Below are 18,497 nucleotides of genomic sequence, written 5' to 3' on the forward strand. Positions count from 1 at the left end.
GTCATGAAAAATATATTTACTAATCGCAGTCTTTTAAAAAATCTAATAATAGTTCCAACTATTTTGATTGCTGGTTTAAGCATCAATTCGTGTAGCGATGATTTTTTAAATCAACCTGCTTATAATTCGTCAGATACAGAATCTGTATTTACCAATATAGAAACTGCAGATGCTTTTGTTCAGGGATTATACAGAGGTCTTGTTCCTACCGAAATGTTTTATCAATTGGGAGCAGGAGATACGGTTACTCATTCTGCAGAAGACGGATCAACCAATAATTCTAAATACAATATCTGTAACTACCAATACGATGCAAAAACACCAAATACCGTTACAGGAATTTATTCTGCAATGTATGCGGTAATCGAAAGAACCAATATCGCCATCGACAGATTACCAGATATGCCTGCAAGTCAAAAACGTGATGCTTTATTGGCAGAAGCAAAGGCTATTCGTGCATTTTGCTACTATAATTTAATTAGAGTTTACGGTGATGTTCCTGCAATTTGGATTCCTTTGGAGGAAGCAGATCCTAATGATCCGAGTACTCTTTATCCTAAACGTGCTTCTCGTGACGTCATTTATGATAAAGTTATTGCAGATATACAAGAATCTATTAACAATATGCCGGCTTCAAATGGAACGCCGGAAAGATTAAACAAGCAGTCAACGAATGCACTTTTGGCAAAAATTGCTTTATATGCAGCAGGATATTCTCTTCGTTGGGAACTAAACACAAGCTCTCCGGGGATTATGTCTCGTCGTCCAGATAACGCAAGAGTTCAGCAATTGTATCAGATTGCAGATGCAGCAGCACTTTCTGTAATCAATGCAGGTACCAATAGTCTGGTACAAGCTCAAGGAGGAAAAAGTGGTTTCGAAGCTTTGTGGTTTAATTTCGACAGAAGAAATTTTTCAGCGGTAAATCAGGAAATGATGTGGCACATCGCCGAATACGGACCAAATACCAATTCAGCATTTGGAGTTTATGCACATCCTGGTTCTAGAGGAGGTACTTATGGTTCTCGTAAAGCATTACAATTTATACTTCCAAGTTATTATCTTTCTTTTAATGCGGCAGATAAACGAAGAGATGTTGCTTGTACTTCTTACAGTATTTATTTCTTAAATGCAGGTGCAGCATCTGATACTTGGGTTGATGTAGGAACTACTTATTCTTGTATTATGCCGGGTAAATTTAGAATTTCTTGGTGTGTAGAGCCACAAGCTGCAGACGCACGTAATTTGAATATTCCTATTATCAGATATGCTGATGTTTTATTGATGTATGCAGAAACGCAAAATTATTTAAATTCAGGACCTACAGCTGCAGGAATTGCAGCATTGCAACAGGTAAGAAACCGTGCAGGAGTTGGTTCATTACCAATTCCAAGTGGTCAGCAAGCTTTTGAATCAGCGCTTGTTCAGGAACGTAAATGGGAGTTTTCAGATGAATTTATGCTTCGTACAGATTTAATCAGAATGAATCGTATTGCAAGCGAAATCGATGCGACAAAAACAGCAATGAAAAATCTATCAAACCGTACAGGTCAGTTTGCGTCAACACCGGTTTACCGACTTTACAAATACCACAAAAATGCACAGGTTTACGGAGATCCGTTCTTGGCGATTACTTATATTGATTTAACGGACCCTGCACAGATAGCACAAGTTCAGGCAGTTCCTACAAGTTCAGCTGGTTATGCGGCGTATCAAACAACTTTGAAAGCTATAGCATTGGCAAACGGACAAACTTCAACAGCTGATGACAAATGGTATCCTGCCAATATGTTCCAGGCTTATACAAGTACATTTAATGGTAATGCTAGAAAAGCGGTAGGATTTACAGCCGGATTTAATGCACTTCAGATAGGAAATATTATCTACACAAAACCAACAGGTTCAGCTGAAAATGGAGGAACCTATCCAAACTGGATCGAAGGTGGTGGAGACGGTCTTTTCTACGGATTTGTACCTAATAAAACAGAATTGCTTCCGTTTGCAGCAGCTTCTGCAGGACATCCGTTGATCGATAATCCAAACCTTACTCAGCTTCCTGGGTATTAATTAAAAAACTATTCACCAATCAAAATATTAATTTATTTAACCTTAATGAAATGACTGTACAGCTGAATCGAAACGTGATAAATATCAGTGTTAATTTATCTTTAAATAATCGATTCAGCAGTATAGTACGGGATGCTGTAAAAAATACTACAGTCTAAATTTGGGTTAAAATTCAGAAAACAAAAAGAAAACAAATGGAAAACGTAAAAACATTCAAATACGTAGATTATTTATGGGATGAAAGCAAGGCCGCATCTTTAGGAAACGATCAGGTGGCTTTATTTTTATACCGTTCAAACATATTAGGAGCAGACCTTAGAATTACCAATTATGGCGGAGGGAATACAAGTTGCAAAACCATCGAAAAAGATCCGCTAACCAATGAAGAAGTTGAGGTAATGTGGGTAAAAGGTTCAGGTGGAGACATCGGAACATTAACAAGAAAAGGAATTGCCGGATTATATACAGAAAGACTGAGAAATCTTAAAAATGTTTACGAAGGTTTAGCAGACGAAGACAGAATGGTTGGCTTATTCGATCACTGTATTTTCGATTTAGACAGCAAAGCACCTTCGATTGATACACCACTTCACGGTTTACTTCCATTTAAACATATCGATCACCTTCACCCGGATGCACTAATTGCAGTTGCAGCTGCAAAAGACAGCGAAAAAATTACCAAAGAAATTTGGGGTGACACAATGGGATGGGTTCCTTGGCAAAGACCTGGTTTCGACTTGGGTTTACAGCTTGAAAAATGTTTAGCTGAAAATCCTGGAATCAGAGGAATCGTTTTAGGAAGCCACGGATTATTCACTTGGGGAGACACTTCTTACGAATGTTATATGAACAGTTTGGAAGTAATTGAAACAGCTTCTGAATATATCGCTAAAAAAATCGAAGAAAACGGACAGGTTTTCGGTGGACAAAAAGTAGAATCTTTACCAGCTGACGAACGTAAAAACAAAGCTGCTCAATTAATGCCTTTGTTGAGAGGTTTGGCTTCTTCAGAAAACAGAATGGTTGGTCATTTTACCGACAGTGATGTTGTTTTGGAATATATTAACAGTAATGATTTGGAAAGATTGGCTCCGCTTGGAACTTCTTGCCCTGATCACTTCTTAAGAACGAAGATTCAACCTTTGGTGTTGACTTTAGATAAAAATGAAGATTTAAGCGATTCTAAAGCAATTTTAGATAAATTAAATCCACTTTTTGAACAGTACAGACAAGAGTACAAAGAATATTACGAAACGTGTAAGCACCCAAACAGCCCTGCAATGCGTGACCCGAATCCGGTAATCATCATTTATCCGGGAGTAGGGATGTTCAGTTTTTCAAAAGATAAGCAGACGACTCGTGTTGCCAACGAATTTTACGTAAACGCGATTAATGTAATGCGTGGTGCAGAGGCTATTTCTGAATATACTTCTTTACCAAGACAAGAAGCATTTGACATCGAATATTGGTTGTTGGAAGAAGCTAAATTGCAAAGAATGCCGAAAGAAAAGCCTCTTTCAAGAAAGGTGGCAATCGTAACCGGAGCAGGAGGCGGAATCGGACAGGCAATTGCTGATAAAATGGTTGCAGAAGGTGCTGTGGTTGTTTTCACAGACCTTAATCAAGGAGCGGTAGAAGAGGTAACTTCAAAATATAGCAAAGATCAAGCGGTTGCCGTTACTTGCGACGTGACGAGTGAAGAAGGCATTGCTAATGCTTTTAAAGAAACAGTTTTGGCATTCGGTGGAGTAGATATCATTGTACATTCTGCAGGTTTGGCGATTTCTAAATCTTTGGAAGATACCACCACAAAAGACTGGGAATTACTGGAAAACGTTTTGGTAAAAGGTCAGTTTATGATGGCCAAAGCCGGAACTGAAATCATGAAAAAGCAGGATTTAGGCGGTGATATTGTGAATATTGCAAGTAAAAACGGCTTGGTAGCAGGACCAAACAACGTAGCGTACGGAACTGCAAAAGCAGCGCAACAACACATGACAAGATTATTGGCGGCAGAATTGGCAGCAGATAAAATTAGAGTAAACGTTGTCAATCCAGACGGTGTTATTGTTGGAAGTAAAATTTGGGAAGGTTCTTGGGCAGAAGGCCGTGCAAAAGCAAACGGAATTACCGTTGAAGAGTTGCCTGCTTTCTACGCAAAGAGAAATCTGTTAAACGAAATTATTCTTCCGGAAGACATTGCCAACGGAGTTTTCGCTTGCGTAGCGATTTTAGACAAAACGACAGGAAATATCATCAATGTAGATGGCGGAATGGCAAATGCTTTCCCGAGATAATATTTATTTTTGGTTGTCGGTTTTTAGTTGTCGGTTGTTGGTTTTTCACTTCAATTTATTTGGGCAGCTTAATCCGCCTTCCACTCCCGCTTTTTTGCTCGTCGTACCTCCTCGCAAAAAGAGCTCCGTTCAAGTCGGGTTGCGAGAGATTCGAAAGCAAGTGCAGGAAAAAATAAAATATTAAATACTAATTTTAGACAATAATCAACCATGTCAAGGTTCAAAACCTTGACATGGTTAATCAAAAAATAAATCATGATTATAGGAAAAGATATCATTGAACAATACAATAAAAACGAAGTCGAAAATTTCAATTCAGACTATGCTTATTTATCAGATAAATTAGCAAGATCAGGAGCAAATGTTTCAGATATTGTCAACAAAATTGCCGATTTTCAGGTAGCCATTCCAAGTTGGGCTTTAGGCGCTGGAGGAACCCGTTTCGGAAGATTTTCTTACGAAGGCGAACCATCTTCTTTAGAACAGAAATTAGATGATGTAGGTTTAATTCACGCTTTAACGCACTCTGCAGGTGCTATTTCACTGCATATTCCTTGGGATATTCCGACTGATGTAAAGGCTATCAAAGAAAAAGCTATCTCTCACGGATTGATTTTCGATGCAATGAACTCAAACACATTTCAAGATCAGCCGGGAGCAAAACAATCGTATAAATTCGGTTCTTTAAACGCCTCAAATGAAGACGCAAGAGCTTACGCAGTGGAACACAACAAAGAAGTGATCAGAATCGGGAAAGAATTAGATTCAAAAAGTTTGACCGTTTGGTTGGCAGATGGAGCAAGTTTTCCGGGACAGTTGAATTTCCAGACTGCTTTGGCTAAAACTGAACAAAGTTTAAAAGAGATCTATTCAGATCTACCGGAAGACTGGAAGTTGTTCATCGAATACAAGCCATACGAACCGAATTTCTATTCAACAACCATTCAGGATTGGGGAACGTCGTTTATGTTAGCAAATGCTTGCGGAGACAGAGCGTATACTTTGGTAGATCTTGGTCATCATTTACCAAACTCAAACATCGAGCAAATCGTTGCAACCTTGATGTACAAAGGGAAATTAGGAGGTTTCCATTTCAATGACAGCAAATATGGAGATGATGATTTAACAGTTGGATCGATCAAACCTTATGCGTTGTTCTTGATTTTCAATGAATTGGTGTATGGAGTAGAAAACAATCCAAACAATCCTTATCCAGCTTGGATGATCGATGCAAGTCATAACATCAAAGATCCTTTGGAAGATTTATTACAATCTTTAGAAGCTATCTTAATCGCTTATGCACAGGCACTTTTGGTAGATCAAAAAGCATTGAAAGAGGCACAGCAAAATAACGATGTTGTTTTGGCTCAGGATATTTTGCAGAATGCTTATAGAACCGATGTTCGTCCGTTATTAAGAGCAGCAAGATTGCAGACTGGGGCAGCTTTAGACCCGATCGCAACATACAGAAACCTTAAAGTAAGAGAACAATTGATCTCCGAAAGAGGTTTAAATGTAAAAGCAACAGGATTATAAAACCTGTTTTAATTTGATAATTTCAACTTTCAAGTGCAATTGAGAGTTTAATTATATGTATCCTTATATAGTTTCGTTAAGGGAAAAGTGTTTAGATTACTAAGTTTTTTTGTTGTCTAAACACTCCTTAATGATTTGTTTTTTAATAATTAAAATAAACAAATTAGTGCTATTAGTGAAAATATTTGCACTATTTGTGTTTAAATAAATAATTCATCATAAGAATGTCCAAGAAAAAGGTAACCATCGTATTTGATATTGGAAAGACCAATAAAAAATTCTTTTTATTTGATAAAAATTACAAAGAGGTCGTTCGTGAATATACAGAATTACCACTCACAACAGACGAAGACGGTTACCCCACGGAAGATCTTCCCGCATTGCAAAACTGGATAAAAGATAATTTTAATGCCATTCTTGATGATGAAAATTTTGAAGTAAAAGCCATCAACTTTTCTACGTATGGAGCGAGTTTCGTACACCTTGATCAGAAAGGAAATGTTTTGACGCCTTTATACAACTATACCAAACCGATGGATCAGGATATTCTTGATTTATTCTACGAAAAACACGGTGGAAAATTAAAAATTGCCCGTGAAACAGCATCTCCACAAGCAGGAATGTTGAACTCTGGTTTGCAGTTGTTTTGGTTAAAATATAAACATCCGGAAGTTTTCAAAAAAATCCGTTACAGCTTACATTTACCGCAGTATTTATCGTATTTATTTACTGGGATTTGTGTTTCAGAATTTACATCAATAGGTTGTCATACCAATCTTTGGGATTACGATAAAGCAGATTATCACGATTGGGTTTACGAAGAAGAAATTGATGCTTTATTGCCGCCAATTGTTCCTACTTCTGCAAGTATCAATACGTCTTACAGAAACAAAAAAATTAAAATCGGTGTCGGTATTCACGACAGTTCTTCAGCGCTATTACCTTATATTTTAAGCAAGAAAGAGCCGTTTTTATTACTTTCAACAGGAACATGGAGTATTTCTTTAAATCCATTTAATGATGAAAGCTTAACAGATGAAGACATCGAAAACAATTGCCTAAATTATATGCGAATCGATGGAAAACGTGTGAAAGCATCGCGTTTTTTTATGGGTAATGAATATAAAATTCAGGTCGAAAAACTCTGCGATTATTACGGAAAGGAATATGGTTTCCACAGAGAAGTACAATTCGACCAGGATCTGTACCTTCGTTTAATGAAACATAAAGCGGTTTATTTCCGTTTTGAAGGTATTATTTTAAAAAGAAAAATGATTACTGCAACAGATTTAAACTCATTTGAAACTTTTGAAGAAGCCTATCATCAGTTAATGATTGAACTGATGGATTTACAGATTCATACGATTAAAAATGCAATCGGAAATTCAGATATAAAAAATATTTACATTGACGGAGGATTTACAGACAATGACGTCTTTATGAAACTGATGTCGCATCATTTTCAGCATTACAATGTAATGTCTACACATTCTCCGCTAGGTTCTGCATTGGGAGCTTCAATGGTGATTTCAAACAAAAAAATAGACGAAACTTTTCTACAGCAGCATTATCAGATGAAAGTGCTTCAACCGTTAATTTTAAATTATTAAATTTAGTTGTTGGTTGATAGTTGTCAGTTGATGGCAAAATCTCAAAACCAACAACTATCAACCAACAACCAATAACTAATTATGTCGTTTCCATTTGATACCAATTACGCTTCTCTCGAATTGCTGATTGAAAAAGCAAAAAAAAGAATGCCCCGTTTCGCTTTCGAATATTTGGATGGCGGATGTAACGAAAACATCAATCGAGACAGAAATACAAGCGAATTGAGAGAAGTTTTGCTTCGTCCGCAATATCTGAACAATAATTATACGGAAGCCAATATGGAAACTGAATTGTTCGGAAAGACTTATTCTGCACCTTTCGGAATTTCTCCTGTTGGTTTACAAGGATTAATGTGGCCCAATGCTCCGGAAATTTTAGCAAAAGCAGCTTTCAAACATAATATTCCATTTATATTAAGTACGGTAACAACAAGCAGTATCGAGAGAATTGCAGAATTAACGGAAGGAAAAGCTTGGTATCAATTGTATGATCCTAAAGAAGAATGGTTGCGTGATGATATTCTAGACCGTTGTGAAGCTTCTGGTTATGATGTGTTGTGTGTTTTATCTGATGTTCCGACTTTTGGTTACAGAGCAAAAGAAATAAGAAACGGTTTGGCAATGCCGCCGCAACTGAATTTCAGAAATGTTTCTCAGGCTTTAGCAAGGCCAGAATGGTGTCTGGAAATTTTGAAACATGGTGTTCCAAGTTTTAAAACGATGGAAAAATACATGGACAAAAATATGGGCGTAAAACAGCTCGGACAGTTCATGAATTCTACTTTTTCCGGAAGATTAAATTCAGACAGAATAAAAGCCATCCGTGATAAATGGAAAGGGAAATTGGTCATTAAAGGAGTTGCTTCAGATGAAGATGCTGCAGAAGCAGTTCGTTTAGGTTTCGACGGAATGATTATTTCTAATCATGGCGGAAGACAGCTTGATGCCGGAGAATCTACGATTTCCGTTGTGAAAGAAATCAGTGAGAAATACAAAGGTCAAATCAAGATTATGATGGATAGTGGAGTGAGAACCGGTCCTGATGTTGCCAGAGCTTTGAGTTGTGGCGCAGAATTTACTTTTATGGGACGTACTTTTATGTATGCAGTCGGTGCTTTAGGCGAAAAAGGTGGCGACCATATTATTGAAATGCTTAAAATGCAATTCAGACAGGTAATGGAGCAGGTTTGCTGTGATAAGCCCGAAGATCTGCAGAAATTTAGAGTAAAGTAGTTTTTAAGCTGGAAGCAGGAGGAGGGATGCTGGAAGTTTTACAATTCAGCAAAAAAAGAAACAGAATAAATTTATCAATAGGAACGGGCTTTGGCCCATTTTTAAATAAGAAGAAATTCAATTATTTTAAAATTAAAAATAAATAACATAATTTGATTATGATTAAAAAAATAATATTCACCATTGGTTTTTTAATGACATTTGTTGTGTCTGCACAAAAAGTAAATGATAATGAAGCCGTTACTGCTGCAGCTGAAAAATTAAGATTAGCCATGGTAAGCGGAGAAAAAGCAGCATTAGAATCTTTAATTTTACCTGAGCTGACGTATGGACATTCAGGAGGTCACATTGATGATGCAAAGGAATTTGTTGAAAAATTAGTCAGCAAAAAATCTGATTTTTTAACCATTGATATTACTAATCAAACCATCAATATTGTTGGAAGCACAGCAATTGTTCGTCATCATTTTTACGCAACGACGGCTGATCTTGGAAAAGATCCGGGTGATGTAACGTTGGATATCGTATTAGTTTGGGTAAAAACCAAAAATAACTGGAAATTATTGGCAAGACAGGCCGTAAAATCTGGAAAGAAAAAATAATTGACCAAATTAGAATAAACAAAAAATTCGTAAAGCCAACTTTACGAATTTTTTAATGAATAGGGTTTTATAAAGAATCCCTTTCAATATATTTAAAGACATTATTTACCTGCTCTTTTTTATTTTTTAAAACCATATACGCTGCAGATTCTGCCATTGCTTTAAAATCTGTGGTGATTACGGTAATTCCCAGCAACTCTTTCAAAGGGGTTTCGTTGTAGGAAATAATTCCGATGTCTTTTCCCAATTCAAGGTTTTTCTGTCTGATTTGTTTTACTAAATTCACCAAATCACGCTCGCGAATGGTGATGAATATATCTTTATCCTGAAGTTCCATATCGGGATAAATTTCATCCAAAATTTCGTAATCCAATTTAAAATCTTCACAAAACTTCTCAAAACCACGTACAATACGGAAAGGATAGGGATGAATCGATTTATTCGGATAAACCAAAATGATTTTCTCGTATTTTTTTATTTTTTCTAAACCTTCCTTTAAAGCGTTGTAAATATCATGCTCAAAATCTTGAAAAATAGAGCCGTATTCTCCTGAAATATTAGGTTTCGTATTGTCAAGCATCAACAATTTATTCTTCGGGATTTTTTCAATCATTTCGATTGCTCCTTGTGTAGAACTGGTGTGTTTCGACTGTTCATCACGAAAATGGGGCATAATGACATAATAATCAAAACCACCAAGATTTTTTTTCAAAGAATTGATAAAAAGGGTTTCGTCACAATGGTAAATATACATCTCAACATTCCCTTTGGTACCGATTGCATTGACGAAATAATTATAAATCATCATTTTATAAGTACTCGGTTTGTTAATCAGAAAGAAAATATTAATAATGTCATTCTTATTGATGCGCGAAATATAATATCCTTTCCCTTTTACCGACTCAATAATTTGCCTTTTGCGAAGCTCTTTGTAGGCTTTTTCTACTGTATCTCTAGACAGAAAACAAGATTCGCTAAGCTCATTGATTGAAGGGATTTTTTCTCCAATCTTGATTTGTCCTCCGTCAATTCCGTTCAAAATAGAGTCTACAATTTGCTTGTATTTCGGAACTCTCGAGTTTTCATTAATGTTGATTTCTAGTGTTTCAGACATGATTTTGAGGTAGGAGATGGTACTTCAGTTAAAAAATTATTTATTCAATGTATTGATTAAATATTGAAGACAATTTACAAAAATTTAGATTAACTATTTTATTGATGAATTTAATATAGATAATAGCTTTAAATCGTTGAATTTTAAACATTTGTTTCTTTAATTTATATTGCCTTTAATTTGTATGAAATTACCATTTTATTAAGTCAGCAATAAAATTTTATTAAATATTTAAATTAAAAATAACTTTTCATAAATATTCAGTTTAAATATTTTAAATGTATTTATTTTGATTTAAAGAAACTCAAATAAATAATCCAAAAATGATACGTCTGACTTGGAATATTTACACGTCTGAATAAGAAAAATAACACGTCTAAGTTTTACAATTAACACGTCTCATATTGAGTATAAAAAATAATGATACAGATTTCTGTAAAAAAGTATGCTCCGGAGGAGCAGTATCTGTGTAGAAACAAAAATCAGAATAATTAGGGCAGTCCGTAGGACTGCTATCCAAAAGAATTCTCACAACAAATTCCGAATCAAATCACCCAAACCCTAAAACTCTCAAACCCTCCGACACAAAAAAAGCCTGCTCTTTTCAGAACAGACTTCAATTAATATGAATGTGAAGTTTTTTAAGGCATCTTTTTAAACCCTTCCGCTTTTATTTTCCATGTTCCGTCTTTCGGAAACCCTGGAAATTGCCCTGTAGAATTATCCCAACCTTCGAGCATCATTGCAACAGTTGTCAAAACTCCACCATTTCCGGGAAGGTAAATTCTCAGTCTTCCATCTTGGTAATTATGTCCGTTTTTAAGATAGGTATTTGTCTGAATATCCATAAATAAAGCATCTAAAGCTTTGTTCGGAAGCCCAAGCCTTGCTGCTGTCATAGCAGTCATTGGGAAATCCCAACCCCAAGTGTGTGCCCAGTTCCATCTTTCCCAAACGATATCAAGCGTGTTTTTCATAATTTTTTTATCCAGTTTTGGAGATTCAGGAACCATTCCTAATGCTCCTAAAACAGCTGGGTGGTCGGTCATCCATTTTGGATAGGTGAAAGAATCTTTTGCCGATTCTGTCGATAAATAAACTCCATCCTGAACCGGAAGCGGAGCCAGTTTCGAGATTACATCATCCCATTTTTTATCTCTCGATTCGCCCAATCTTTCTTTCCACTGTTGCGCAACTTTCAAAGCCCAATCCCAATACGCAACTTCGTAAGTTGGGTTGTATGTATCTTTCGCCGGGAAAACTTCCTGTGCAGGAATTACCCCTTTTCCTAGATTATATCGGTTTTTTTCTTTGTCATAAGTTGCAAAATCAGCCATAAATTCTGCGGTTGCATACACCAAATCTTTATATTTTTCAAGAACTTTTTTGTCTTTGTTGTGACGGTATAAAAGTTCAGTCATATAAATCAAATGCGGTTGTTCCCAAATCAAAAATGCAGCTACAGAAGACGGACTTTCATTTCCTTCATTATCAGACATTTTAATCCAGCGAACGCCTTTGTAACCTTGTCTTTCAGCTAGTTTTTTTGCTTTTTCAAAAGACCTGAAATAATAATCTAATTGTTTTTCCAAAATCTCCGGTCTTCCCCACAAAGCGTAATGAACACCGTGCCACCAATGCATTTCCGTGTGCGGTTTTCCGTACCAACTATTGAAAGTCAAACCTGTTTCCTGTGGCGGATTGCTTCCTCCACACTGAACTTTTGTTAGATATTCAGACAGAACAATTCTGCGCTCCAGTTCATTGGCTCTTTTATCGGTGCTTCCTTCAAAATCTACGGCTGCACCGCTTTCCCAGAAGTTTTTCCAGCCAGCAATACTTTCTTTTTCTGCATCAGCAAATAAGGTTTTTGAAGATTTTGGATTTTTCTCTGAAAATTCAACCGTCAATTCCAGTTTTTTACTTTTCGAAGAAGGTTCAAAAACGAAATTATGCTTTCCGGATTCGCTTAATTTTCCATCCGTAAAATATAGTTGCGTGAAATAATCAGCAGTTTGTAATTTATGCTCAATCAATCCCTGCGTTGAATTTGAAGAAATGATTTTTGTTGAATGTTTATCAGCATTTCCGTAAAAAGCTGCTTCATCCAAAAATTGTCCACTAGGATAAGGATATTTTGCAAAAACTTTTAATCTCTTTTGACTGATTAAATCAGACTCAATTTTAACCCCAATTTTATCTGAATTCTGAAAAGAAACAGTCCAAACCTTTACAGGAGTTCCTTCTAAAGAAAACTCACTCGTGATAATTCCAGTCCACAAATCAATTTTCTGATTGATATTTTGAATATCTGAAACCTGTGCTTTTTGCCCATTCTTTTTAATCAGTTCAAGCCCGATATTTCCCAATTGCAAACGATGTTGATTGACTCTGAAATATTCAACTGCTTTTTTGTTGCGTTCCGGCTCTTTGATTTGAACACTGTACAACGCTTTTCTTCCGTCATTATTGAAATCGTATGGCTTTAAAGTCTCCTCGAATTTATAATTTTCGGTATTCGGAAAACTATTCCAGCCCCATTCAGACTGAGTTCCGAGAGAAACTCCATTTTTGTAATATTCCGGGAAGGACTGCATTCCCGTGATGTCAACTGTGTAGGCAAATTTCCCGTTTCCAACCGTTAAAGTTGATAAAGTATCTGCTTTTATATTGACGATATTATGTCGCTGAACCACTTTTTTACGGTCGATTTTCTGAGCATTCAAGGATGAAAACCCGATGCAGAAAAGACTCAGATATATTGCAATTTTTTTATTCATTATATAGATTTATTTAGTTCAAATTTTATTTTTTAGCCTCGAATGCACGAATTAATAATACATTTTTATTAAAATATTCGTGAATTCGTGGCATTAAACCTATCTCAAAACAGTTGCGCTCATCATTCCAATCACAACGTCATTACTTACAGCCGTTAATTTTATCGATTTTAACTCTTTGTTCGGGTCAATCGGTAAATCCAGAATCGTTGCAGCACCACCATCAACCTGACGGTCTGTAAATCCTTTGATACTCGAATATTTACTTAAAGTTCCGCCTTTGTACAATTCTCCGGTTTTCAACTGAACCCGAAACGGAATTTTATCATCCGGAATTTCAAACGCAAAGTTATCATCAAACAAATCCTGCTCAATCGGCCACCAATTTATCGGATTTTTTAGCTCTAATTCTGAAGTCGAGCCATCAACATATTGAACCGTAATTTTTCCATTCACAATCTGTGACTGCATCGGATTCGTAGAACCTGCCATCAGGAAATAGATTTTCTTTCCTTTCCCCGAAAGTGGAATTTCAATTGAATCAGGATAATTGTCCCACTGACTTGCAAAGGCAATATTTTTATCTTCTTTATCAATTAAAAAAGGAATTCCCAGAAACTCAATTTTGTTGTTTTTCCTTTTATTCATCAATCCACTGTCATCAATTTGAGCGGTAATTAACGGATAGCACCAGTTTCCAATTCCTTGCCACGGAAGCTGTAGCGTAGGGACTTTCAATCTTGGCGAAAGATATTTTTGGTTGAAAATATCAGTTACTTTTTCATTATATTTTGATGCTAATGAAATATTGTTGAACTGACCTTGATTTTCAATTTCCCAATCTGTGATTTCAATATTTTGTTTAATTCCGTTGTATTCAAGCGTGATAAAATTGGTTCCTTTACTTAAATAATTTATTGGAATTTCAATTGACGAATTTTGTTTTTTTTGAATGCTAAAAGTTTTATTTAAACCATTAATACTCAGTTTTCCATTAATTGGATTGGATGATTTTGACTGAATCTGCAATTTTTTATTCAACCATTTTGTTTCCAAAGGAAAACGAATATCAACATTCACAGGTTGCCACCAACTTGTTCCGTTTTGCTCAACTTGCACAAAAAAAGTACCTTTTCTTTCTTCCTGAATTAAACCAAATTGATTTCCATTTCGAGTTTTAATTAATTCTTGCGGGTCAAGAATATCTTTAATTTTCTTTTTTGAATCAAAATTCAACTGAAGACTTTCAGAAATATAATTAGTAAAATCAGTCTGTTCATTTTTAATTTCTTCACCCGAATAATTAATTTCAATCTTAAAATCTTTTCCTTTCGACGTTTCAAACTGAATAATCGGCTGTAAAATAGAATTAGGTTTAATTTTCCAATCCACATTTTTACCATTCACTTTTACCGATTTGATATTAGGATAATTTACAGGAATCTGCATTTCCAATGAAACAAAATTCTGATATTTTGAATTAAATAAATATTCAGTTTTCTTGGAAGTTCTTTTAAACTGATATTCCCAATCCGGAAGTTTCAGTTCTGCAGAATTCCAGTCTTTCGGAAATCCCGGTTTAATGCTGATTTTATTTTCTAAAAGATTCGGATAAACTCCAAAAAGTCCTTCGGTCAAAGTTCTTGAAGCCACACCAATCGGGTCTGCAAAATCTCGGTACAATTCTCCACGAAATGCATCGTAATGTGAAAGCTGTTCAAAATTTCCTGGACTGATGCCATAATACATCGACTCAACCAGATTTCCTTTCCAAAGTTGGTACGCATCTTCATTTCTTCCGGCTTGCCAATACGCCAAAGCGGCCTGTAGATTTTCCGCTAAAGCCACATTGTTAATCGACCAGTCGTAAGGTTGCCAATTGGTGGTCGCCAACGTAAAATAGTCTTTATTGTCCGCACCTTTTACCGTAATAGGAATTTTTGGTGTATGATTATTAATGTATTGTAAGTTCTGATAATCCTCAAATTCATTTAAAATAAACGCATCAGAAACGTGATAAATAGACCAGATTCCCGGCTTATCGTGAACGATTTGATTGCCTAAAGCATCTTTATATTCTGAAAAATATCCTTTGTTTTTAATCCAAAGTTCATTTTTCATTGCCTTCAAAATCGCATCAGCTTCCTGTTCGTAAGGTTGAGGGTTTTCGCCAATAATTTTTGCCAGTTTCGCCATTTCACGATTGGCTCTGTAATTATAAGCCGAAGTATGCGTCACTTTTCCACCAGAATATTGAAGCGCATCGCTTGCCCAAATCGCTGCATAGGCATCATACAAATCACCGCGTTTGAAATTTCGTTTTTCCCAATCCATATGGCGAACCATCGTCGGCCACATTTTCTTCAGAAATGCTTTGTCTCCCGTGTAATTGAAGTGCGAAAACATCTGGTCAAAAAACACCAGATTCATATCGTAATGATGTGGTTTTGAGTTGTCGTTCGGGTTTCTGGAAACATATCCGCTGGAAAAAACCGAAGTTCCCATTTTCTCCGCACTTCTCGCTAAATGAAGCAAAGTGTCCATTTCGACAGGTGCAGAATCAGGTTTTAAAACCTGCGAATTGGCGTAACTTTCAAAATGCTCTTTCGCTCGGTCGTGCCAACTCAACGCATTGGCTGTGTAAGCTCCTCTCCAAGCATTCAGTCGCATTCTCCAAGCCACTGCTCCGTGAAGGAAAGTTGGACTTTCCCAAATTCCGTCTGCGGCAACGGCTAAATTCGCTCCGAAATTATTTAAATCTGCATCCGGAGTTTTGAGCTGAATTCGATTCGTTAATGTTAAACGAGCTTTTTCAGCTTCATTAAATATATTTTTTAAATCTTCATCCGAAAAATTTTTAGCTGGTTTTCCTTTTGCAACCTGTATATAAATCGGTTGTTTTTGTGGAGAATAAGTAGCGTAAATAATCGGTGATTTATCTATTTTATTCTGAGTAAAAGCGGAAAGGTTTTCTAATGTTTTTGCGTCAGTCATCTGCAAAAAAGGAACATTCGAAAAGTTCCCATTTACCATTTGAGCTTCCTTTTTCTTATTTAAATAATTCAACTGAAACTGATTCTTTAATGCCTGAAACTGATTGTTCAGACAATATTCAGGTAACAGATAAAATCCGGATTCCGGGTCTGCACCGATGTCGCCGTTTCTGCTGAAAGTCGTTCCGCTCGCTCCTCCGTAAACTGCATATATTTTTGTTGATGAATCTATATTGACAGTTTCCATTTTTAAAACCAAACCTTCTTCTTTAGCCTGTGCTAAAACGGTTAGCTTCAAAGTTCCGTTTCCAAGAATCGGGTCTTTGATTTCATACAACATCGAACCTGGACGATAACGGGTTTCAATTTTATCAGCCTGAATTAATTTTTTAATCGAATTTCCGTTCTGAATGACGAATTGAAGATTTCCGCCCATTCCCGGAAGATAGAGTGCAAATTCCGGCAAATCTCCGGCTTCAACTCTCGATGCACGATTATCTCCGTACAACGCACGATTGAAACGGTATTTTCCGTTGACCAATAGAAAATCGCCTTTGTCTTCTTTATAATGCAGTTCACGCTCTTTGTTCTGCCAATGTTTTGACTGAGCAAAAGAATGTGAAAATGCCGATAAAACAATCAGTCCGGCGAAAATGGTTTTTCTGCGCATTTTATGGTTTTAACTCGGTTAAAGGTTGTCCGTTAACGGTTACATTTTTCAGTGTCACATTTTTCATATAATCTACTTTGTAAGGAATCTGAACGCCAACCATTTTAGCATTAATCATTGTGAAATCTGTTACAGGCGAAGATTCGTAAGCATCAGAAAATACAGCATATTTTCCACCTTTGTCAACCGTTAGATTTTCAACCCAGATATTTCTCATCGTCGGAATGTGATTTCCCGGTTTTTCATAATGCATATTAAAACGAACAGCAGCTTCTTTATAAGCACCTACTTTTGTATTGTAGAAAAATACGTTTTCGATAATTCCTCCTCGGCTTGAGCTTGTTTTAATTCTTAAAGCTCGGTCAAGATTTTTGCTGTCCATAACGTTTCCGATAGCATAGATATTTTTTGCGCCTCCCGCAATTTCACTTCCGATAACGACACCGCCGTGACCGTCTTTCATTTCGCAGTTTTCAATGATATGATTTTCAGCTGGTCTACCGATATCTCTTCCGTCTTCGTCTCTTCCGGATTTGATGGCAATACAGTCGTCTCCTGTATCGAAATAAGAATCTTTAATCCATACATTTTTACATGCTTCAGGGTCGAAACCGTCGTTGTTCGGTCCGTGACTGATTACTTTTACTCTTTCAATTAAAACATTTTCACACAAAACAGGATTCAAGTTCCACATTGGAGAATTTTTAACCAAAACATCCGCCATGTAGAAATTTTTAGACTTGTAAGGCTGAACAAAGTTTGGTCTTAAATAATAGCCGTCACCGAAAATTCTTTCTCTCGCAGGTTTTCTTTCTGCCATATATTCGTGAAGTTTTGCACGGGCAGGATTTTGTCTTCCCGGACGAGTTTCGTTATAACCATATTTTGTCGCACCGCACCAAAACCACCAGTTATCATTATCAGAATTTCCGTCTAAAGTTCCTTTTCCGGTGACGGCGATATTTTCTTCTTCGTAAGCATAGATTAGTGATGAGTAATTCATACATTCCATTCCTTCCCAACGCGTGAAAACGATAGGATAGTCTTTGCTGTCCTGACTGAATAAAATCGTAGAACCGTCACTTAAATGCAAATTGACATTCGATTCCAAATAAATGGCACCTGTTAAGAAAATTCCATTCGGAACGATAACTCTTCCGCCACCTTCTGCACTACATTTCTCAATTGCTTTTTTGAAAGCTTCTGTATTTTTTGTTTTTCCATCGCCAACAGCTCCAAAATCGGTAATCAGGTAATCAACTTTTCTGAATTCCGGTTTTTTTATCTGCTTTTTTAAAGCTTTAATTTCTTTTAAAGGTTGTTTTGCAGAAGTCCACGGTTTGTATTGAGCCGATGTATGAATCGATAATAAGAATACAAAAAGGAGTAAAACATATTTTTTCATAATTCTAAAGCATTGTAAGTTTTTAAGAAGGCTGGTTTTCTTTTCTAATCGCAATCTAAAATAATTGAATCTAAAAATTATCCTGCACTGTCTGTTATTATTTTTTTAATTATTTCAGTGTGTAAACGATTGCAAAATATAAATATTGTAATTAATGTAAGCAAAGAAAATTTATTTATTTTGAAAGAAT

The 18,497-nt window shown here is 36.1% G+C and carries 10 protein-coding genes; 6 read left to right on the forward strand and 4 right to left on the reverse strand.

Annotated elements, in window-relative coordinates:
• Window positions 1-3 precede the first annotated feature (3 nt).
• The 6 genes from OEW74_RS10720 (at window position 4) to OEW74_RS10745 (ending at window position 9,345) form a co-directional block, all read left to right on the forward strand.
• On the forward strand, window positions 4-2,067 hold the full coding sequence (locus OEW74_RS10720) for a RagB/SusD family nutrient uptake outer membrane protein (RefSeq protein WP_265428481.1): 2,064 nt from the start codon (window positions 4-6) through the stop codon (window positions 2,065-2,067).
• A gap of 194 nt (window positions 2,068-2,261) precedes the next feature.
• Entirely contained in the window at window positions 2,262-4,364 is a 2,103-nt protein-coding gene (locus tag OEW74_RS10725) for a bifunctional aldolase/short-chain dehydrogenase (protein WP_265428482.1), read from the forward strand.
• A gap of 255 nt (window positions 4,365-4,619) precedes the next feature.
• On the forward strand, window positions 4,620-5,900 hold the full coding sequence (locus tag OEW74_RS10730) for a TIM barrel protein (RefSeq protein WP_265428483.1): 1,281 nt from the start codon (window positions 4,620-4,622) through the stop codon (window positions 5,898-5,900).
• 224 nt (window positions 5,901-6,124) lie between these two features.
• Window positions 6,125-7,510, forward strand: coding sequence for an FGGY-family carbohydrate kinase (locus OEW74_RS10735; RefSeq protein ID WP_265428484.1), 1,386 nt, complete (start codon window positions 6,125-6,127; stop codon window positions 7,508-7,510).
• 81 nt (window positions 7,511-7,591) lie between these two features.
• Window positions 7,592-8,743: an alpha-hydroxy acid oxidase gene (locus OEW74_RS10740; protein WP_265428485.1), complete on the forward strand. Its 1,152-nt coding sequence runs from the start codon at window positions 7,592-7,594 to the stop codon at window positions 8,741-8,743.
• Between the two features lie 158 nt (window positions 8,744-8,901).
• A complete protein-coding gene (locus OEW74_RS10745) occupies window positions 8,902-9,345 on the forward strand; it encodes a nuclear transport factor 2 family protein (protein ID WP_265428486.1) in 444 nt (147 codons plus the stop codon).
• Between the two features lie 67 nt (window positions 9,346-9,412).
• Here the strand turns inward: OEW74_RS10745 and OEW74_RS10750 are convergent, their stop codons facing one another.
• The 4 genes from OEW74_RS10750 to OEW74_RS10765 form a co-directional block, all read right to left on the reverse strand.
• The gene (locus OEW74_RS10750; RefSeq protein ID WP_265428487.1) at window positions 9,413-10,459 is read right to left on the reverse strand and encodes a GntR family transcriptional regulator; all 1,047 of its coding nucleotides are present in this window, start codon (window positions 10,457-10,459) and stop codon (window positions 9,413-9,415) included.
• A gap of 641 nt (window positions 10,460-11,100) precedes the next feature.
• Entirely contained in the window at window positions 11,101-13,239 is a 2,139-nt protein-coding gene (locus tag OEW74_RS10755; RefSeq protein ID WP_265428488.1) for a hypothetical protein, read from the reverse strand.
• A gap of 99 nt (window positions 13,240-13,338) precedes the next feature.
• Window positions 13,339-16,902 (reverse strand): DUF4450 domain-containing protein, encoded by a 3,564-nt coding sequence (locus OEW74_RS10760; protein ID WP_265428489.1) that lies wholly within the window; start codon window positions 16,900-16,902, stop codon window positions 13,339-13,341.
• A gap of 1 nt (window position 16,903) precedes the next feature.
• Window positions 16,904-18,307: a glycoside hydrolase family 28 protein gene (locus OEW74_RS10765; protein WP_265428490.1), complete on the reverse strand. Its 1,404-nt coding sequence runs from the start codon at window positions 18,305-18,307 to the stop codon at window positions 16,904-16,906.
• Between the last annotated feature and the right edge of the window lie 190 nt (window positions 18,308-18,497).

It is taken from the genome of Chryseobacterium sp. YIM B08800 (genome assembly GCF_026163565.1).
Taxonomy (GTDB): Bacteria; Bacteroidota; Bacteroidia; order Flavobacteriales; family Weeksellaceae; genus Chryseobacterium.